Here is a 20090-nt window from a genome sequence, read left to right as displayed (position 1 = left end):
TGTTTTAGCCGGTCATGGCTTTATTCTGAGTTCGTGGAACTAACGTTATAATAAATGAAGTAATATATGAAAAAACTGTTTTTGATATCTTTGTTGGTATATGTTCCTATGTTTTTGTTTGGGGCGGAATATGTTGTAAACAGTCCTGACGGACGGATTGCGGTTACTGTTTCCGATGAGAACGGCACTCCTCAGTATGAGGTTAAATACGATGGCAAGACTTTTATCGGTAAATCCTTTTTGGGCTTGATTACCGATATCGGTGATTTCAGCCGTGAGCTGATGTTGAACGGTTCGGAAAGAAAAACAATAAACGAAAGTTACGGCTTGCGAAACATAAAGCAAAGCAATATAAATTATTCGGCCAATGAAATGATTTGCCGGTTTGATAAAGCCGGCAAACAGGTAATGTCCGTTATATTCCGTGTCAGTGACCGTGACGTGGCATTCCGTTATACGCTCAATGCGCCGAAAGGAAAATTCAGTTGTGTGATAAAGGAGGAAAAAACATCCTTTGATATGCCAGAAGGCACGACAACATTCTTGTGTCCTCAATCAAAGCCAATGACCGGATTTGCCGGAACGGCTCCGAGCTATGAGACAAGGTATGCCTGTGATGAGGCGACCGGAAAGAATGGTTGGGGATTTGGATATACTTTCCCATGCCTTTTCCGTAATGGCGATAACGGATGGACACTGATATCCGAGACAGGTACGGACGGCGACTATTGCGGATGCAGATTGCTTGGCGGACCGAATGGTAATTACAGAATAGGCTTCCCGATGGCCGAAGAAAACAACGGTTGGGGAGATACATCCGTACAGATGGCTTTGCCGGGTGAGACGCCATGGAGAACGATAACAGTGGGTGCGACATTGGCAAATGTGGTGGAGACTACTGTTGCGTGGGATTTGGTGAAACCGAAATATTCTACGGAATATAAATATGAGTACGGTAAAGGTACTTGGTCGTGGATTATAGGCATGGATTCCAGTTGTAATTTTGACGAACAGCGTCGTTATATCGATTTTGCTGCCGCTATGGGATACCGTTCTGTTCTTATAGATGCTCTTTGGGATGTTCAGATTGGTTATGGGCGAATAGAAGAACTGGCCAAATATGGAAAGCAAAAAGGAGTGGGACTGTATCTTTGGTATAACTCTAACGGTGCATGGAATCATGCTCCGCAATCTCCGCGTGGCATAATGAATGATCCTATTAAACGTAAGGAGGAGATGCGGTGGATGAAAAAGACCGGTATACTTGGAATAAAGGTTGACTTTTTCGGTGGAGACAAGCAATCGACAATGCAACTTTACGAACAGATACTTACGGATGCCAATGACAATGATCTGCTCGTAATATTCCATGGATGTACGTTGCCTCGAGGATGGGAACGCATGTACCCCAATTATGCGGCAAGTGAGGCTGTTCTCGCAAGTGAGAACCTTCATTTCTCGCAAGGGTTCTGCGATGTAGAGGCCCATTGTGGAACGATACATCCGTTTATCCGAAACACAGTAGGTTCGATGGATTTCGGAGGCTCTACGCTCAATAAGTTTTATAATGCCAATAATAAAACTGGCAGCCGTCGTGTGACTACGGATGTATACGCTCTTGCCACGGCCGTGCTTTTCCAAAGCGCCGTGCAGCATTTTGCCCTTGCTCCCAATAACCTCGATGATGCCCCGTCATGGGCGATAGATTTTATGAAACAGGTGCCGACAACGTGGGATGAAGTGAGATACATCGACGGCTATCCCGGGCGTTATGCCATAATGGCTCGCAGATCAGGAACCAAATGGTATATAGCGGGAATAAACGCAACGGGTGAGACAATGAAGAAGACTTTGGAGTTGCCGATGTTTGAAGGTGGTGAGACCGTAAGCCTTTATATGAACGATAAGCTCGTGACAGCAAAAATATCGAAGAAAAAGACTTTCAGCGTCAGCATACCGAATAATGGCGGGGTAGTTATTGTGAGATAGATGCGATATGTTATGTATTGCAAATAATATAGGAACAGAATAAAACAACAATGATGATAGGAAAGATGCTTCTGGTGTTCATTGTCGCGGCATTGGTTTCGGTGCGGTCGTCAGCACAGTCATGGACGGCAGATAACGGCAATGGGACATACACAAATCCGTTGTTTTACGATGAGTTCTCAGATCCGGATATCATTCGTGTCGGCGAAGATTATTACCTTGCCGGAACGACGATGCACTGTTTGCCGGGACTTATTGTCTTGCATTCGAAAGATCTTGTGAATTGGGAACTGGCAAGTTACTGCATGGATAACTTTAATCTTGGAGACCAGTTTAGGCTTGTCAATGGTAAGGAGTCTTATGGACAGGGAATATGGGCGCCTTGCATTCGTTATCACGACGGTAAGTTCTATGTATTCTCGAATATCAATGGCGTAGGAATGCAGGTTTTTATTTCCGACAATCCCAAAGGGCCGTGGGAACACAGGAACATGGGAGGAAACATTTATGACCTCAGCGTTCTTTTCGATGATGACGGCAGGATATATGCGGTGCATAAGTATGGTTCCGTTCAATTGACTGAACTGAAATCCGATCTTAGCGGTATAGTTGAGGGTAGTACCCGCGAGATAATACCCGAAGGGAATGCCATGGGTGAGGGGCATCATATATACAAAATAGATGGTAGGTATTATATCATCAGTGCCGACTATTCTCCGATGGGACGTATGCAATGTGCGCGTTCAGATAAAATAGATGGCCCTTACGAGACTGTTACTATATGCCAGCGCGAGTCTTTCGGAACCCCTATCGGGCACATGGTTCACAATGTGGGGCTTGGACATCCTGTTCCTGGTGACGGATTTAAATTCAATGTCGGAGGGCAAGGCGGCAATCGTCTTGGGTGCGCTACCGTGCATCAGGGTGGAATAGTTGATCTCCCGAATGGAGAATGGTGGGGCATATCAATGCTTGATTTTACTTCCGTCGGTCGTACGGTGGCTCTTTCTCCTGTCACTTGGAAAGACGGATGGCCTTATTTCGGAACAGAAGGTAATCTCGGACGTGTACCGCGTACATGGTTTAAACCCAATACGGGGAAAACTGTTGCTCCGCATGCGCCCTATGTGCGTAATGATGATTTCGATGGAAAGAAATTGCGTGAGGTATGGCAATGGAATCATGAGCCTGTTGCCGGTATGTGGAAGTTGTCAGGTGGTAAACTGCGTTTGAATACCATGCCGGCCAAAGATTATCTTTGGGCGAGAAATACTCTTACTCAGCGTGGCATAGGTCCTGTTTCCGCGGCTACGGTGGAATTGGACTTCTCACATTTAAAAGATGGGGATATTGCCGGGTTGGGATTGTTGAACATGCCTTACGCATGGCTTGCTGTGGAACGAAGTGCGGGAACTTTTGTTTTAAAGGTGAAAGACCAGAACGGTGATAAGATATCCCAAGGCGTATCGTTGTCTCCCAAGTCTGCTGTCTATCTTCGTGTGACGGGCGATTTTGATAAAGACGTGGCTCATTTCAGTTATAGTACAGACGGACGTAATTATACAAATATAGGGGAAGAGGTCTTGATGCCATATCAATTGAAGACATTTCAAGGTACCCGTTATTCGCTTTTTGCATATAACAGGAATGGAAGGAATGGCGGTTATGCCGAATTTGATAATTTCAGTATCGTAGAGCCTTTGGCGGATCGAAGGGCTAATCTGCCGATTGGAAAGGTTGTCATGTTGACAAATCTTGGTAATGGAAATCGAATGATGGCCATGAGACACGGTATAGTTCATGGTGTGGCTCGTGGTTCTAAAGATTATGATAGTGATGCCGTATGTTTCCGTGTTCACGATCGTGGCAACGGGCGTGTGGCGCTTGAAGCCATGAACGGAACGGGTTTTATTACTGTTGTCGGAGAAGGGCTTTCCGCGGATGTCAGATTGATGGAAAAAGAGACAGCCGGTAGCTTGTTCTTATGGCAGGATATGTTGCGTGACCAGTGTATGTTGATGTCAATGCGTACTCATCGTTTTGTCGGCTGTGAGCCTACAACCGGTGAACCGTATTCAGCCGACAATGCCGGAACGACTCCCGACCGTAAGGACGGAACTGTGTTTAAAGTGGAAATTAGAAACTAAAACAAATACAAATTTATGAAACGACTTACTGTTTTTCTTTTCTTTTTGGCGCATATAGCGTTTAGTTTTGCTGCCGAACGGTTCATAATATTCACGGGGCATGGTGATGCTCTGTCATTGAACAATGCGACGGTTGGTTGCGAGAGCGGCGAACATAAGAGTGTGCGGATTGCCATGGATAATTTGAGGTGTGATTTAGAAAAAGTCACAGGTGTAAAACCGTCTGTGTCTGCGGACGCTCCCCGAATACTGATAGGTACCTTAGGCTGCAACAGCCGGATAGATAAGTTGGTGAAGCAAGGCTTGCTTGGCGATCTTAAAGGCAAAACAGAGAAATATGTAATAAAGACAATAGGCGATCAACTTGTCATTGCAGGTAGTGATAAGCGTGGCACTATATTCGGTATCTATGAAATGTCACGGCAGATAGGTGTGTCTCCTTGGTACTATTGGGCTGATGTGCCTGTTGAAAAACATGCCGACTTGTACGCGGTCAGAGGAGAATACACAGATGGTGAACCTGCCGTGCGTTATCGCGGACTTTTTCTTAATGACGAAGCTCCTTGCCTTACATCGTGGGTGAAGAATACTTTCGGCACCAATTACGGAGATCATCGTTTTTATGAGAAAGTATATGAGCTTATCCTCAGATTGAAAGGTAATTTCTTGTGGCCGGCCATGTGGGGTTGGGCTTTTTATGCAGATGACCCTGAAAATTCAAAATTGGCGGATGATATGGGTATTATTATAGGTACTTCACATCACGAACCGATGGGACGCAATCATCAGGAGTGGGCACGCAACCGCAGGAAATACGGAGAGTGGAACTATCAGACTAATCAAAAGGTTTTGGACAAGTTTTTCACCGAGGGTATAGAAAGGATAAAGAATACTGACGATATCGTCACCATTGGAATGCGTGGCGACGGTGATGAGGCCATGAGTGAAGAGGCTGATACCAAATTGTTGGAACGTGTTGTGGATAATCAGCGTAAGATAATCAGCAAGGTGACCGGTAAGCATGCGTCGAAAACACCTCAGGTATGGGCTTTATATAAGGAAGTTCTTGATTATTATGACAAAGGTATGCGTGTACCTGACGATGTCATAATGCTTTTGTGCGACGACAACTGGGGTAATGTCCGCCGTGTTCCTAATGCCAAAGAGAGAAAGCATAAAGGAGGCTGGGGGCTGTATTATCATGTGGATTATGTAGGTGCGCCACGAAATTCAAAATGGATAAACGCCACTCCTACACAGAATATGTGGGAACAGTTGACACTTGCTCATCAGAACAGTCTTGACAGATTATGGATATTGAATGTCGGAGACCTTAAACCCATGGAATACCCAATAACACTGTTCATGGATATGGCATGGAATCCTGATGTGATAAAGACAAAATCAAACGGTTGTGAAATGGTAGCCGATGTGGAATCTCATACGCTCGAGTTCTGCCGCATGCAGTTTGGTGATGCTCAGGCCGATGAGGCTGCCCGTATTTTAAATCTATGTTGCAAGTATAACGGACGTTCAACGGCAGAGATGCTCGATGCCAAGACATATAATCTTGTTTCGGGAGAGTGGCGCAAGGTCGCTGACGATTACATGCGTTTGGAGGCGGAAGCCCTGAGGCAGTATATCACTCTTGACGAACGGTACCGTGACGCATACAACGAGTTGGTGCTTTTCCCAGTTCAGGCCATGTCAAACCTGCATCAGATGTATTATGCCCAGGCAATGAACAATTATCTTTATAAGAATAATGACCCTGAAGCCAATGTATGGGCAGACCGTACGGTTGAGGCTTTTCGACGTGACTCACTTCTTTGTGCTGCGTACAATAACGATATAGCGGGTGGAAAATGGCGTGGAATGATGACCCAGAAGCATATCGGTTATAAATCATGGAATGATAATTTCAGAGCGGACATTCTTCCTAAGATATATCGGATCGAACCTGCATGCGGTGGGTTTGTCTTTGAAGCCAAAGACGGTTATGTAGCTATTGAGGCTGGACATTATTTCAGTAGTAAATCGTCGGATGGTACGTCTTGGACTGTCATTCCAGACATGGGGCGTACACGTGGAGGCATTTCGCTCATGCCCTATGACAAACCGGCCGATGGCGCTGTGCTTACTTATAAGTTCCGTCTTGATAATCCTGCCACAGATGATGCCGAACTGCATGTCATAGTGAAATCAACGCTTGATTATCTCAATAAGGGCGGATTGGTGTATGATGTATCCATAGATGGCGGTAAACCGCAATCAGTAAACTTCAATGCGCGTCTCAACGAACATCCGGACAATATTTATTCGGTATATTATCCCACCGTCGCGCGTCGTGTTGTTGAGAGTAAGGTGTCGTTGGGGCGTCTCGGAAAGGGTGAGCACACCGTTACGTTTGCTCCGAAAGACCCGGCCATCGTGCTTGAAAAACTTGTGATAGACCTTGGCGGCTATCGTCCCGGTTATCTGTTCGGTGACGAATCTCCGCATTCCAGACCGTGATGATATGATTGTATCTGATTTTTAAGTTGTAAAGAATATAAGAATAACAGCATTATTATGAAAAAATTGCTTTTATCGGCGGCAATGCTTCTCGCATCGATGGGCTCACAGGCTCAGACCGCCACATTCAAGTATTTCAAGTATGACGGAAACGATGCGCGTTTCGATAAGAAGTATGACCCGTCAAGTCAGTATTTGAACCCCGTTTTGGCCGGTTTCTATCCCGATCCGTCGATGTGCAGGGTGGGAGATACATATTATCTTGTCAACTCTTCGTTCTCGTTTTTTCCAGGTGTACCTATTTTTACGAGCAAGGACCTTGTAAACTGGAAGCAGCTCGGTCATGTTCTTGACCGTGAGAGCCAGTTGCCGCTCGACAACCAGAAAGTATCCGGCGGAATTTTCGCGCCAGCCATCACTTATAATCCGAAGAACAAGACGTTCTATATGATAACGACGAATGTAGGCCGGGGCAATTTCTTCGTCAAGACCCAAGACCCAGCAAAGGGGTGGAGCGAGCCGATTTATCTCAAAGAGGTAGGAGGTATAGACCCGTCTTTCTTCTTCGACAAAGACGGCAAAGGCTATATCGTGAATAATGACGAGCCTGTCGGCGGCCATGACTATGAAGGCCAGCGTTCGATATTCATCCATGAGTTTGATGTAAAGAACGATAAGGTTGTCGGCGAGCAGAAAGAAATACTCCGAGGCGGAACACATGTAGATAAAAATCCTATCTGGATAGAGGGTCCCCACCTCTTCCGTGTCGGCAAGTATTACTATCTCATGTGTGCCGAGGGCGGTACTTGCGAGTGGCATAGCGAGGTTATTCTGCGTGCCAAGAATCCGATGGGACCTTGGGAGGAGTTCGGCGGGAACCCGATACTAACCCAGCGTACAGGTCTTGACCCCAATCGTCAGGATATAGTGACGAGCGCAGGCCATGCGGACATCGTCCAGACGAAGAAAGGCGACTGGTGGGCTGTATTCCTCGGATGCCGTCCCTATGAGGGCGACTTCTACAATACGGGTCGCGACACATATCTGTTGCCTGTCACTTGGAAAGACGGTTGGCCCGTGATATTGGAGAAGAACACAGCCATCCCCACTGTAAACGATAAAGCGGACATCATCCCGACGGCAGATAAGACACTTACCACGGGTAATTTCGGATATACGGATCGTTTTGACTCGCAGACGCTTGATATCCGTTGGATGTTCCTGCGCAACCCGTCGGAGTTCTTCCGTCTCGATAACGGCCTTGTGATAAATCCCAAACCGGTGAGCATCACCGAGCGCAAATCGCCTTCGGCAGTGTTCTGTCGTCAGCAACATACTGTTTTCTCTGCCGAGACTCAGGTTGATTTCACTCCAGGCTCGGATAAGGATTTTGCCGGATTTACATTATTGCAGAACGAGGAATACAACTTCACTTTCGGCAAGACATTGCTTGGCGGCCGTCCTGCCGTCGTGCTCACCCGTGCCGAGAAAGACCGTGTCGTTGTCGGGTCGGCATTCATTACCGGCAATGCTCCGGTGAAGTTGAAGATAGAAGGCCGTGGCCGCTACTATGATTTCTACTATGCCGAGCAAGGTAAAGAGTGGCAGCTTATCGCCCGTGGTGTGGATGCAGTCAATCTGAGCACCAGCCGTTCCACCGGTTTCATTGGCGCGTGCATCGGTCTGTATGCCACGTCGAAACAGTAAATACGGTAGTCCCGTATCATTAGTATTTCGTGTATCGCAGGATTAACCTGCGGTACACGGAGTAAACTGGAGTTAAAGCGTCGGTAGGCTTGTTTTCCGATATGAGTGTTTAAACAAAGAATATTATTATGGTTATCTTGTCAATGTCAGGCATTAAAACGTCAATTAGTACTTTCCGATATTTTAAGGCGTACGGTTTCCAATGTCTGCGAAAGTACTGTCACGAAGCGTTGTTAAGCGTTTTGTTTTTTTGTACAGCGTCTTTTGTCTGCAATAAGGCATCTGCCGGTGTCGTCTCGCCCAATGGGAGAATTGTGGTCGAGGTGCAGGGCGACACGTCGTTGGCGGTGAAATACATCGACGGTAAATCGGTCTGCCGTGCATTCACGATACCGTCTCTTGGTGTAGCGGTCGACGGTAATTCCGAAAGCGGCCGGTGGCGGGTTGCCGGCATGAAGTCTTCAAGGCCGCTCCATGAGTGCTATACCATGCAGACCGGTAAGCGTTCAGAATGTGTCAACGAGGGTATAGAGTACATATATGCCTGTTCTTACGGTACCGACGGCCATGGCAGATTGGCTCTGAGGCTGTATGACGATGGTATCGCGTTCCGGTATGAGATAGACGGGCTGGCCGGCAGCGTTGTCTACGATGAGTTTACGACATACCGCATACCAGAGGGCGTGGAACGATGCATACAGCGTTTCGACCCTTCATACGAGAACTTCTTTCCTAAGACCACATCTGGCAGGGAGAGTGCCGCCCATTCCGCTTACCCTGCTTTACTGCGGTTTGCTCCCGAATGCTGGGCGTTGATAACCGAGGCCGGTATCGAGCGTTGTCATGCGGCCTCGTCGTTGACAAATCGTGCCGTGCCGACTGATTATAAGGTGACCCTTGCCAGAAACGACCGTGCCGTGACCGGAGATTGGGTGTCACCGTGGCGAGTCATCATTATGGGGCATCTCGATGATGTGGTGGAGTCCACTCTTGTCACGGATGTCTCCCGTCCTGCGGAAAAAGGAACAGATAACGGGTGGATAAAGCCCGGTGTCGTGTCGTGGATTTATTGGGCGCATAATCATGGTTCGAGGGACTTCATGCTTGTAAAGCAATATATAGATCTGGCTTGTGCCTTGCGACTGCCGTACGCTTTGATAGACGCCGAGTGGGACGAGATGTCCAATGGCGGAAATATCGACGACGCTATAGACTATGCCGCGTCAAAAGGCGTGAAGCTGATGATTTGGTATAACTCGTCTACGGCATGGGTGAACAACGGCGCTCCAGGTCCTTTCTACAGGCTTAACAAGCCCGAAGACCGCGAGCGCGAGTTCGCGTGGCTTGAAAAGAAAGGCATCGCCGGTGTCAAGATCGATTTCTTCGACGGCGACACACAGCCCACCATGGAGTATTGTATGGATCTGCTCGAATCGGCCGCACGCCATAATCTGATGGTAAACTTCCACGGAGCCACCATTCCGCGGGGCTGGCAGCGCACTTATCCCAATCTTATGTCGGTCGAGGGAGTGTATGGTGCCGAGTGGTATAACAACCGCCCTGTGCTCACCGACCGTGCCGGTGTGCATAATACCACATTGCCTTTTACCCGCAACGTCGTCGGCTCTATGGACTATACACCGTGCGCTTTTTCCGATTCGCAACATCCGCATATCACCACTCACGCCCACGAGTTGGCCCTGACCGTCGTTTTTGAGTCGGCATTGCAGCATCTGGCCGACAGGCCGGAGAGTCTGCTCGCGCAACCGGAGGATGTCCGCAATTTCTTCTCTTCCCTGCCCGCGGCATGGGACGACACAAAACTTATCAGCGGCTATCCCGGCAAGTCGGTGGTTATGGCCCGTCGAAAGGGCGACAACTGGTGGGTAGGTGTCCTTAACGGCCTTGATGTCTCGCAAGAGATATCATTCAATTTAGGCTTTTTGGGTGTTGGCGATTATGAACTTGTGTCTTTTGAGGATAGTGGCAGCACCGGTGCTCCGTGGCGAATATCACGCAGAAAGGTCTCATCCTCGTCTTCATTGTCATTGTCCGCCTTGCCCCGTGGCGGGGCGGTGTGTGCCGTTCGTAAAGTTAAATAGCTTATATCGCAAAGTCGTATTGAGATATTCTGTTTGGTAATGTATATACTATACATGTAGGAAATGACGATTAATTAATTTAATATATAGTAATTATGAAACATTTGTCATTTTTCATCCTGCTGCTTCTGGCAGTGCCGGTCCTTGCCCGAAGCGGGCGGACGGCAAACATCGACAAACCCGATTATCTGGCGTTGCCGTCGGATGGGGTCACCATTATGCGCGTAAAGACGACGGACAAGGCCACCACGCTCTATTTCCATGCCGTGGGTGACAGTGCGTTTAGTTTCAGTATTCCGTCATGCAGCTATCTTGTCGACGAGTCGGGCAGGCGCTATAAGATGACGGGATGCAAGAATGTAGAGGCCGGCAAGGATGTATGCCCGGGAAAGAAAGGCTTGAAATTCAGCGTGTCTTTTCTGCCGTTGCCCGACGGCACGGAGCGTTTCGACATGATAGCGGAGATATTTGTGAATGCCGGAAGATACTATTACGGTATCCGTGAGGGCGGGCTGCCGTTGCTTGGCGGTAAGCGAACGAAACAGGGCTGTGCGTCACCTGCTGTTGCCAAGGTATTCCCCGATGATGTTTTCATGGCCGACTCGATGATTGTCTCCGGCCGTTTTCACGATACCGGCAATTATTCCGTTGGCGGTTTCCGGCTGGAACTGGCGGAATATCATGATTGTATAGACAGCGTGGCAACCAATATGAAGTTCGGTTATACGATTATTGTCGACAGTACGGGATGTTTCAGTGCCAAAATACCGGTGCTGGGACCGTCATGGACATCCCTGTATGCCTTAAAACCGAAGTCACCCGAGTTTTTGGATAAGCCGTTCACTTCCGCCACTCACTATGCGCCTCAGGCAATACCCGTGGTGCTCTATCCGGGAGACAATCTCCACATGGACATATACGACTATGCCGGCGGTGACAGGCGGATAGAGTATAAGAGCGGGAAGACGGATTTCGGCAAATTGCTCAACAACTGCCCTATGGTCGCGTGGCTATATACCGGAACGACGGATGCCGCTAAGGCAGGGAAGTGCGCAGGCAAAGAAACTGCTGAAAGGCGGATGGACATATTGGACTCCCTCGCCCTTTATCTTTCGTCAAAATACAGGCTTGGCGATGTAGAGACGCAGATGCTGCGCACGGAGTATAATGTAGGATGCGCAAGGGATGCGGTCGATGAAGCCAACCGGGTGGCAAACAGGATGATAAAGCCTTTTCTGGGCGGCGGACCGAAAGTACGGACTCTTTCCGACACGTTGCCATATATCATCAGGCATTCGGGTTATGATGTCATTTCGCGAGTGAAAGCGTGCGACAACACATTCCTCGTCGTACCGTCATATAAGCCTTTCATGCGCGAACTGATGGCCTCGTCGCTGAGCCGTTACGGCAGTTTGGCGTGTGAAAATGACCGGTGTGAAACTAAGGAGGAACGCATCTTGTGTGCTGAAAATAAGGTTATGGGGGCAATAAGGGCTTTCCGGCATAAGCCCGCCGGCACCGACGCTCTTTTCGAACAGGCATATCTGATGATGAGTTTCAGGGATAAGAACAATTTGTTACCGGGTGTGCCGGATGCCAGACTGCTTGAAATGAGAAGCCGTCGGATAACCCTTCCCGTGTTCTCCGGTATGCTGAAACTTGCTCGTGAGCACTTCTTTGCGGCGGAAGAATGATATTGTTGTTATGTAAAATCCGTATATATAATAAGGCGGATGCCGTTCGTTTCAGTACGTCTGGCATCCGCCTTGTTTTTATTTCGGCACTGTATTGTCAGGCTTTGCGTGCCGCCTCGTTGAATTTTTCGAGCAGCCATTGTTTCTGTTCGTCGAGCGTCATGTGGCTGTTGTCCAGTTCGATGGCATCGTCTGCCTTGCGCAGCGGCGACACATCGCGGTGTGAGTCGATGTAGTCACGTTCCTGCACATTGCGCAGTATGCTGTCCAAGTCGGCGTCCATGCCTTTTGCTTTCAGTTCGTCATAGCGGCGTTTGGCCCTTACTTCGGCACTCGCCGTGACGTAAACTTTCAGTTCGGCATCGGGAAACACCGTCGTACCGATGTCTCGCCCGTCCATCACCACGCCTTTGTCCTTGCCCATTTGCTGTTGCATGGCCACGAGAGCCGAGCGCACGAACGGCAGCGCCGCCACCGGACTGACACGGTCCGACACTTCCATCGTGCGTATGTCACGCTCCACGTTCTTTCCGTTCAGGTATGTTTCGGGCAGGCGTGTATTCTCGTTGAGCCTGAAAGATATGTCGATATCCGGCATCCTGCTTTCCAGTCCGGCCTTGTCTATGTTGCCGTCGGCATCAAACATTCCGTTTGTCAGTGCGTAAAGGGTGACACAGCGATACATCGCCCCCGTGTCCACATATACGTAACCAACCTCTTTCGCAAGGTCTTTTGCCATCGTGCTCTTGCCGCACGACGAGAAACCGTCTATCGCTATGGTAATCTTTTTCATGTGTTCCGTTGTTGTCATTGTAGTGAAAAAAACTTGTTTCTTATAGTGAGTAAATATGTTTCTTGTAGTGAATGAATTTGTTGCTTATGATGGATGATTTTTTCTTATAGTGAATACGTCACGTTGAACGTCAGTGATGTGGACGATACGTGGTATTTAGCGTAGGCAACGTTCAGCTTGAACCGTTCGAGTTGCAGTCCGGCTCCGAGCGACAGTCCAGCCCCGTGACTGCTTTCGCCCTCGCTGTCGGTGATTTTCATCTCGTCGGCGCGCCTGAAATTATATCCTCCGGCAATGTAGATGTTGTCTGACAGCATGATGTCCGCTCCAAGCACTAAGTGATTGATGAGCCGCCCTTCCCGGCTGTTGAGTCTTGTCAATGTGCCGGATATGCGCAGCGGGGCGTTGCCGAGCTGCTTGCTCACTCCAAGTTGTATGTCGAGCGGGATGCTCTCGAAATCATCGTTGAAAGCTTTGACCTGTCCGCCGAGGTTTCTCGCCACGGCCGATACGGACAGTCCCCGGTCTTCGATGTAGTAGTTCAGTCCCAGATCCACGCCCATCGCTATCGAGTTGTATCCTGCTATGGTCGATGTTATCACCTTTGCCGTTATTCCTCCCGCCAGTTTGTCGGTCAGGGTGTATGCGAACGAGCCGCCTATCATTATGTCTTTTGCCGAGAATGTACCTGTCTGCACGTTGTCGGGTGTCGTTTCTTTCATGCTTCCGTAGTCCATGTATTGTGCAGACACTCCCCATGTCGCCTTGTCGTTCACTGCCTTTACGAACGATGCTCCTGCCAGCCTCACGCCCTCCATGTATGTCATGTAGTCCAGGTTGAGCGACTTGTCGCTTACGCCTGTTATCAGCGACGGATTGTGGAATATAAGTGTTGGGTCGTCTTCTATTATCGTTATGTTGTCGCCTCCGAGTGCGGCAGCGTGTGCGCTCATGGGCAACCGCAGGAAATTATAATCGGTCCGGCTTTCCTGTGCCATTGTCAGCACGGGAAAAAGCAGGGCGATTATGGCAAAAAGCACTTTTTTCATCTATTTTATGGTAATTTGTCGGCAAAGTTACGCCTTTTTGAAATATCTGCGTTAATTTTGCATCAGTAATTCGTTTTATCACTGACAATATAACGAAAAATAACTCTTTATATTATAAATACGAATGGAGATAAAGAAGAGCGTCTCGGCAGATTTGGAGAACAAGCGGCTTACGGGGTTCCTACTCGGGCTGATATTCGCTTTATCTCTTCTTTTCGCGGCTTTTGAATACATTGTGAGCGATACCTCGTCTGATGCCGGTGATACGGCTCTCGACGATATTGCCGCCGATCTCGAACTCAGTCCTGTACGTGTAGAGGAAGACATGATAGCCTTTGCTCCTGTAAAGCAGGACCCGGCGGCCGACAGGCTTCGGGTCGAAGACGATGCCGTGACCGACGAACATGCCGCCATGTCCGACAGCGAGACAGCCGCTCCTTCAGGCAATGCCACCGGCATGCTGCCTTTCATGCCGGCCGACGATGATGCGGCTCTTGCCGTTCCGCCGCTTTCTCCCGTTGCCGGCGATAATCCGGAGCATTTCCGTGTGGTGCGCGAGTTGCCGCAGTTTCCAGGCGGTCCGGTTGAGATGATGAAGTGGCTCACCCGCAATCTTAAATATCCTTCCGACGCAAAGCGGCGCAATAAGGAAGGAAAGGTCATAGTGCAGTTTATCGTCACTGTCGATGGCGTTGCCACCGATATTAGGATTGTGGCTCATGCCGACCCGGCACTCGACCGTGAGGCACTGCGCGTGATAAGGATGATGCCACGGTGGAAAGCCGGCATACAGGACGGCAAACCATGCCGGACAATGGTTCGCGTCCCCGTTGTATTTAAATTGTAATAACATAAAACCATTATCTATATGTTGACATCAGCAGAAATACTCAGCATGGTGAACGATTTCATCGACAATCTGCCATACTCCCGTAAACCCGAGTCGCTCTACGACCCCATAAAATATGTGCTCTCGCTCGGCGGCAAGCGCATACGCCCGGTGCTCATGCTCCTTGCTTACAATCTGTATAAGGACGATCCGGAAAGCATTCTCATGCCTGCCTGCGGCATAGAGACATACCACAACTATACATTGCTCCACGACGACCTGATGGATAATGCCGATGTGCGCCGCGGTCGGCCTACCGTTCATCGCAAGTGGGATGCCAACACGGCGATACTTTCGGGCGATTCCATGCTCGTGGTGGCCTATCAACGCATTGCCGCATGTGCTCCCGACAAGTTGAGGCAGGTGCTCGACCTGTTTACGGAGACGGCTTTGGAGATTGGCGAGGGACAGCAATATGACATGGACTTCGAGACCCGAAGCGATGTCAGGGAAGAGGAATATATCGAGATGATACGTCTGAAAACGAGCGTGCTGCTGGCCTGTGCCGTTAAGATTGGCGCCATACTGGCAGGCGCGTCGGATGCCGATGCGGATAATCTTTACAAGTTCGGCGAGCGGATGGGACTGGCGTTCCAGTTGCAGGACGACCTGCTCGATGTCTACGGAGACCCGGCCGTGTTCGGAAAAGCAATCGGAGGCGACATCACTTCAAACAAGAAGACATACATGCTGATAAACGCCTTGCAACTGGCAGACGGCAGGCAGCGTGCCGAACTGGAGCGGTGGATAGGCATGAAAGAGTTTGACCGCGCCGAGAAGATAGCCGCCGTCACGGCTATATACGATGAGATTGGCATCCGCCGGCTGTGCGAGGAGAAGATAAACAGTTGTTTTGCCGAGAGCGGGAAGTATCTCGACATGGTCGGTGTGGCCGATGAGCGTAAGGAGAGCCTGCGCCGGTTCACTGCCGGGATGATGAAAAGGGAAAAGTAAGACCATGCCTCACATTTATCGTGAGGCGTGCAGTCGGAAAGAAATCATTGTTTTGATATGTACTATATAGACACTCACACGCATCTCGACGGCACAGAGTTCGACGCCGACCGTGACGAGGTCGTGTCCCGTGCCCGTGAGGCCGGGGTGGGGCGCATGTTCGTTCCCGCCATAGATTTGTCGTCGTCGGTCGCTGCCCGTAATCTCGCCGCCAGCTATCCGGGTTTCGTATATCCCATGGCCGGACTGCACCCCGAGGAGGTGAAGGCCGACTATGCCACAGTGCTGGCCGGCATAAAGGCGTTGTTGCCCGACTGTTATATAGCTGTCGGCGAGGTTGGTCTCGATTATTATTGGAGCCGTGAGTACGAGAGGGAGCAGCTTGCCGCTTTCGAGGAGCAGGTGTGCTGGTCGATAGAGTACGGCCTTCCGCTGATGATTCACTGCCGCAAGGCGCAGAACGAGATGGTGGCCATGCTGCGCAGGTACGAGAAAGAACTGCCGGGAGGCGTTTTCCACTGCTTTACCGGCAATGCCCATGAGGCCGCCGAACTGTTGCGTTTCGAACGTTTCGCTCTCGGAATAGGCGGTGTGCTGACGTTCAAGAAGAGCAATCTGCCCGATGTGCTCCCATCTGTGCCGCTCGGCAGGGTCGTCCTCGAGACAGACAGTCCTTACATGGCTCCCGTGCCGATGCGCGGCAAGCGCAATGAGAGTGCGTATACGCTGTATGTACTTCGAAAGATGGCCGAGTGCTACGGAGTCGGCGAGGAAGATATTGCCCGTGCCACAACTGCCAATGCTGAGCGTATATTTCGGTTTATAGACAAATAAGACTGTCTCTTTTTTACATGTATGCGCCGGCATGCGGAACTTTCGATACTGAAATGCGTTTATTTGCTTTAAGGAAATGTCGTTTCGTATTGTCACATAACCCTCCGGAACTTCGTTCGTTTTCTTTTGTAAACATAATTCCTGCAAAACCGTTCTCTTCCGGAATGCATATTTATGCAAGACTGGATGTAAAGCGGTGTTCCGAACATTGATAAATGATATGTTTCCTGTTGTTGTGACCTTGTTTTGCCGGCAGATGATGGTGAGCGGGGCATGTTCATGTATTCGGTATCCCGTTATGTTGCGTTTAGATACCGGTTGCATTGCGTTTAGACGCTAAACGGAAGCCGTTTAGCGTCTAAACGCAATGGAACGGATAGCCGGATGTGAGTGGCAAAAATGTGTTTTTGCATAAATATCCATTCATGTATAAACGTGTTTGCGGGGCTTCACACAGTGGTGAAGCCCCGCAAACACGACAGCCGGCAAATGCCGATAAATCATAATATGTGTGCCAAAGACGCGGACGACGGTTTGTCGTGCGGCAATATCATATTTCATAGTCTTCGATTATTGCATAAATATTCATGGATGGATGCCCGTCTTGTAAATTAAATGTCATGTTGTTCTTTGTCCTTGAATTGTTCGTACCATGCAAATTTAAGGAAAAAACATGCGTCAAACAAGGATTATCGCTATATGTTTGCCGATATATCGGAAGATAAAAGAAAGGCGATAAACCGGCTTTTCCCTTAAAGAATTATAAAAAAAGCGTGTGAAATATATGAATTAGGCCGAAAAAGGATAAATTTGCACCGCAAAAAGCGTCGTATGCGGCGCAGACGCTGATTTTAGGAGAGGTGCTCGAGTGGCTGAAGAGGCACGCCTGGAAAGCGTGTAACCGGCAAAACCGGTTCGGGGGTTCGAATCCCCCTCTCTCCGCAAAAAGAAATAATCAGCTTATTTAAACCAATTCAGCTTATTTTAAGGAATGAGAAAATTAATTGCGGTTTTGGCAATTAGCGGTTTCCTTTTGTTGATCAAGGCAGACTTAGCGAGTGCTCAGGCAAGACAGGATACGGTGGAAACCGTGGCGGAAGACAGTGCGGCGGTTGTGGCACGCGACTCTTCGGCAAGCGGGATAATCAATGATGATACAGCGGACAATCTTTCGGACGACGGGCTTGAGGCGGAGGAAAGCACAGGCTTTCATACACGGCTGAAAACAAAATTCATAGAAGGTAATGCCGGTTTTATGTCTCTCGTGGCTATCGCTCTCGTGCTGGGACTGGCTTTCTGCATAGAGCGCATCATCTATCTGACGCTTTCAGAGATAAACGCCAAACGGTTCATGCGGGACTTGGAGGAGAAAGTAGCCGCAGACGACATTGAAGGCGCCAAGCAGTTGTGCCGTGACACCCGCGGCCCGGTGGCCTCGATATGCTATCAGGGGCTTGCCCGTATCGGAGAGCCGATAGACAACATAGAGCGTTCGATAGTCTCTTTCGGGTCTGTACAGTCAGCAAATCTCGAACGGGGATGCTCGTGGATAACTCTTTTCATCTCCATAGCCCCGTCGCTCGGATTTCTCGGCACGGTGATAGGCATGGTCATGGCTTTCGACCAGATACGCATCGCCGGCGATATAAGCACGTCTATCGTGGCATCGGGCATGAAAGTGGCCCTGATAACCACCATATTCGGTATCATCGTGGCTCTCATCCTGCAACTTTTCTATAATTATGTGATATCTAAGATCGAGCATCTGACGTCGCAGATGGAGGAATCGGCAATAGCCCTGCTCGATATGATAATGAAATTCAAACTCCGTCACGATGAAGAGAGCCGGTAAGACAAATATCGGCAACATGTCGGCCGATAGAATTGCCGGTCGCGTGTTTCTGTTGCTCATTGTCGCAGCGGCCGCGGTATTCGGCGCTTTTTATCTGTTCGGCTTTTCGGTGCCTTACGAGGAAAATCCGAACTACAACGCCCCTATGTTCACCGATGTACTGATAGGGCTGGCATATACCCTCGTGGTATTGGCTGTCGTGCTTATTGGGGTGTCGGTTGTACGCGACATAAAGACCCGCATGGGCGGCGATGCGGTGTCCAACGGAATTCCCTCGGCCCGCATCATGTATTCCACGGCAGGCACTTCAGCGGTTGTTTTGTTGATAACGTTTCTTTCCGGCTCATCGGAGCCCATGGAAATCAACGGCCGTATGTACGACTCTGCCGTGTGGTTGAAACTTAGCGACATGTTTATCAACACATCTGCCGTACTCATGGTCATTGCCGTTATATGTGTGGTGTTCGGCCTGTCGGGCATAGTCCGTGGCGGTCGCGGCTCAAAAAAATGTTGATCAATGTTCAGGAGACGTATTCGAAGCAGGGTGCCCGCACTCAACACTACATCCACCGCCGACATATCTTTTATGTTGCTGGTGTTCTTTCTCGTCACCACCTCGATAGACAGCGACAGCGGTTTGCAGCGTCGGCTTGCCCCGCCGCCGCAGAGTGAGGAAGAGGCCGAGCTGGTGGTCAGGCGCTCCGACATGATGAGGCTTGACATAGCGGCGGACAACCGGCTTACGTGTGACGGTGAAGACATCACGCCCGAAGAGTTGGTACGTCGGATCGAGACGTTTGTGGAAAGCAAGCGTACGAAGCACGTACTGTCGGTACACGTGGACAGAAGCGCAACTTACGACACGTATTTCGCCATGCAGAACGCCATAATGGCGGCATACAACAACCTGAGAGACAGGTATGCACGGCAGCGTTATGGACGGCCTTATGCCGAGTGCGACACTAAAGAGAAGACTATGGTGGCCGAGCGATACCCGCAGCGTATATCGGAAACGACGGAAGGGGGCGGCAGATGAGCATGTTCGACCGCCGTGAGCACCGTATGCCGGGACTGAACACCTCGTCGCTGCCCGACATGATTTTCACCGTGCTCTTCTTTTTCATGATAGTCACGACCATGCGCGAGGTGGAGATGAAAGTGAAATACACAGTACCGCAAGGTTCGGAGACCGAGAGGCTGGCAAAGAGGTCGACGGTATCCCATATATATATAGGCAGGGTCGGGGCTTCGTCCGGTGGAGGTGAGGCCGGTGCCATACGTATACAGCTCAATGACAAGTTGGCCGACGTGGATGATATAGCCGACTATATAGCGGCCGAGCGTTCGCGGATGTCTCCCGAAGACCTTAAAAACATGAAAGTGAGCATAAGTGCCGACAGGTCGGTGCCGATGGGGCTGATAAGTGACGTGAAAGAGGCGTTGCGCAAATCTTATGCTCTCAACATCGTATATTCGGGAGAACAGGAAGAGAAAGAATGATGATTTATAATAATAACCGTAATATTACTTACGGTTTTATTGCGAATATGCGATATTTGTTATATC

General features: G+C 49.4%; 15 protein-coding genes and 1 tRNA gene. 14 read left to right on the top strand and 2 right to left on the bottom strand.

The features are described 5' to 3' along the window. Nucleotides 1-66 precede the first annotated feature (66 nt). The 6 genes from MoGM_RS11505 (at nucleotide 67) to MoGM_RS11480 (ending at nucleotide 12153) form a co-directional block, all read left to right on the top strand. Nucleotides 67-1989, top strand: a complete 1923-nt coding sequence (locus MoGM_RS11505) for a glycoside hydrolase family 97 protein (protein WP_199181788.1) — start codon at nucleotides 67-69, stop codon at nucleotides 1987-1989. Nucleotides 1990-2042: 53 nt separating this feature from the next. Next, entirely contained in the window at nucleotides 2043-4136 is a 2094-nt protein-coding gene (locus MoGM_RS11500; RefSeq protein ID WP_233210283.1) for a glycoside hydrolase 43 family protein, read from the top strand. 15 nt (nucleotides 4137-4151) lie between these two features. Next, a complete protein-coding gene (locus MoGM_RS11495) occupies nucleotides 4152-6650 on the top strand; it encodes a glycosyl hydrolase 115 family protein (RefSeq protein ID WP_104370185.1) in 2499 nt (832 codons plus the stop codon). Between the two features lie 57 nt (nucleotides 6651-6707). Continuing rightward, nucleotides 6708-8357 (top strand): glycoside hydrolase family 43 protein, encoded by a 1650-nt coding sequence (locus MoGM_RS11490; protein ID WP_104370184.1) that lies wholly within the window; start codon nucleotides 6708-6710, stop codon nucleotides 8355-8357. 242 nt (nucleotides 8358-8599) lie between these two features. Then, complete coding sequence (locus MoGM_RS11485) at nucleotides 8600-10459, top strand: glycoside hydrolase family 97 protein (protein ID WP_233210279.1); 1860 nt, start codon at nucleotides 8600-8602, stop codon at nucleotides 10457-10459. 95 nt (nucleotides 10460-10554) lie between these two features. Further along, nucleotides 10555-12153 carry a hypothetical protein gene (locus MoGM_RS11480; protein ID WP_104370182.1) on the top strand — a complete coding sequence of 533 codons (1599 nt, stop codon included), beginning with the start codon at nucleotides 10555-10557 and terminating at the stop codon, nucleotides 12151-12153. 97 nt (nucleotides 12154-12250) lie between these two features. On the opposite strand, the gene cmk is transcribed toward MoGM_RS11480, so the two are convergent. Continuing rightward, the gene (cmk, locus tag MoGM_RS11475; protein WP_104370201.1) at nucleotides 12251-12946 is read right to left on the bottom strand and encodes a (d)CMP kinase; all 696 of its coding nucleotides are present in this window, start codon (nucleotides 12944-12946) and stop codon (nucleotides 12251-12253) included. A 104-nt stretch (nucleotides 12947-13050) separates the two neighbouring features. Next, complete coding sequence (gene porQ, locus MoGM_RS11470) at nucleotides 13051-13995, bottom strand: type IX secretion system protein PorQ (protein WP_104370181.1); 945 nt, start codon at nucleotides 13993-13995, stop codon at nucleotides 13051-13053. Between the two features lie 124 nt (nucleotides 13996-14119). On the opposite strand from porQ, the gene MoGM_RS11465 reads away from it, so the two are divergent. The 8 genes from MoGM_RS11465 (at nucleotide 14120) to MoGM_RS11425 (ending at nucleotide 20024) form a co-directional block, all read left to right on the top strand. Next, a complete protein-coding gene (locus MoGM_RS11465; protein WP_104370180.1) occupies nucleotides 14120-14842 on the top strand; it encodes an energy transducer TonB in 723 nt (240 codons plus the stop codon). Between the two features lie 21 nt (nucleotides 14843-14863). After that, nucleotides 14864-15838, top strand: coding sequence for a polyprenyl synthetase family protein (locus tag MoGM_RS11460; protein ID WP_104370179.1), 975 nt, complete (start codon nucleotides 14864-14866; stop codon nucleotides 15836-15838). Nucleotides 15839-15895: 57 nt separating this feature from the next. After that, on the top strand, nucleotides 15896-16672 hold the full coding sequence (locus MoGM_RS11455; protein WP_104370178.1) for a TatD family hydrolase: 777 nt from the start codon (nucleotides 15896-15898) through the stop codon (nucleotides 16670-16672). An 854-nt stretch (nucleotides 16673-17526) separates the two neighbouring features. Further along, nucleotides 17527-17614 (top strand) — tRNA-Ser (locus MoGM_RS11445). Nucleotides 17615-17663: 49 nt separating this feature from the next. Then, nucleotides 17664-18524 (top strand): MotA/TolQ/ExbB proton channel family protein, encoded by an 861-nt coding sequence (locus tag MoGM_RS11440; protein WP_104370176.1) that lies wholly within the window; start codon nucleotides 17664-17666, stop codon nucleotides 18522-18524. Next, nucleotides 18508-19038 carry a hypothetical protein gene (locus tag MoGM_RS11435; RefSeq protein ID WP_104370175.1) on the top strand — a complete coding sequence of 177 codons (531 nt, stop codon included), beginning with the start codon at nucleotides 18508-18510 and terminating at the stop codon, nucleotides 19036-19038. The genes MoGM_RS11440 and MoGM_RS11435 overlap by 17 nt, the downstream gene beginning before the upstream one ends. Before the next feature lie 3 nt (nucleotides 19039-19041). Next, nucleotides 19042-19560, top strand: coding sequence for a biopolymer transporter ExbD (locus tag MoGM_RS11430; RefSeq protein ID WP_104370174.1), 519 nt, complete (start codon nucleotides 19042-19044; stop codon nucleotides 19558-19560). After that, on the top strand, nucleotides 19557-20024 hold the full coding sequence (locus tag MoGM_RS11425) for a biopolymer transporter ExbD (protein WP_104370173.1): 468 nt from the start codon (nucleotides 19557-19559) through the stop codon (nucleotides 20022-20024). The genes MoGM_RS11430 and MoGM_RS11425 overlap by 4 nt, the downstream gene beginning before the upstream one ends. Nucleotides 20025-20090 lie beyond the last annotated feature (66 nt).

Origin of the sequence: Prevotella sp. MGM1 (assembly GCF_002933775.1) — a bacterium.
In the GTDB taxonomy this organism is placed as follows: domain Bacteria; phylum Bacteroidota; class Bacteroidia; order Bacteroidales; family Bacteroidaceae; genus Prevotella.
This window is presented reverse-complemented; position numbering and strand designations above follow the sequence as displayed.

Coding starts and splice junctions, on each gene's coding strand:
- MoGM_RS11505 (WP_199181788.1), top strand. CDS start 67: ATGAAAAAACTGTTTTTGATATCTTTGTTGGTATATGTTCCTATGTTT.
- MoGM_RS11500 (WP_233210283.1), top strand. CDS start 2,043: ATGATAGGAAAGATGCTTCTGGTGTTCATTGTCGCGGCATTGGTTTCG.
- MoGM_RS11495 (WP_104370185.1), top strand. CDS start 4,152: ATGAAACGACTTACTGTTTTTCTTTTCTTTTTGGCGCATATAGCGTTT.
- MoGM_RS11490 (WP_104370184.1), top strand. CDS start 6,708: ATGAAAAAATTGCTTTTATCGGCGGCAATGCTTCTCGCATCGATGGGC.
- MoGM_RS11480 (WP_104370182.1), top strand. CDS start 10,555: ATGAAACATTTGTCATTTTTCATCCTGCTGCTTCTGGCAGTGCCGGTC.
- cmk (WP_104370201.1), bottom strand. CDS start 12,946: ATGAAAAAGATTACCATAGCGATAGACGGTTTCTCGTCGTGCGGCAAG.
- porQ (WP_104370181.1), bottom strand. CDS start 13,995: ATGAAAAAAGTGCTTTTTGCCATAATCGCCCTGCTTTTTCCCGTGCTG.
- MoGM_RS11465 (WP_104370180.1), top strand. CDS start 14,120: ATGGAGATAAAGAAGAGCGTCTCGGCAGATTTGGAGAACAAGCGGCTT.
- MoGM_RS11460 (WP_104370179.1), top strand. CDS start 14,864: ATGTTGACATCAGCAGAAATACTCAGCATGGTGAACGATTTCATCGAC.
- MoGM_RS11455 (WP_104370178.1), top strand. CDS start 15,896: ATGTACTATATAGACACTCACACGCATCTCGACGGCACAGAGTTCGAC.
- MoGM_RS11440 (WP_104370176.1), top strand. CDS start 17,664: ATGAGAAAATTAATTGCGGTTTTGGCAATTAGCGGTTTCCTTTTGTTG.
- MoGM_RS11435 (WP_104370175.1), top strand. CDS start 18,508: ATGAAGAGAGCCGGTAAGACAAATATCGGCAACATGTCGGCCGATAGA.
- MoGM_RS11430 (WP_104370174.1), top strand. CDS start 19,042: ATGTTCAGGAGACGTATTCGAAGCAGGGTGCCCGCACTCAACACTACA.
- MoGM_RS11425 (WP_104370173.1), top strand. CDS start 19,557: ATGAGCATGTTCGACCGCCGTGAGCACCGTATGCCGGGACTGAACACC.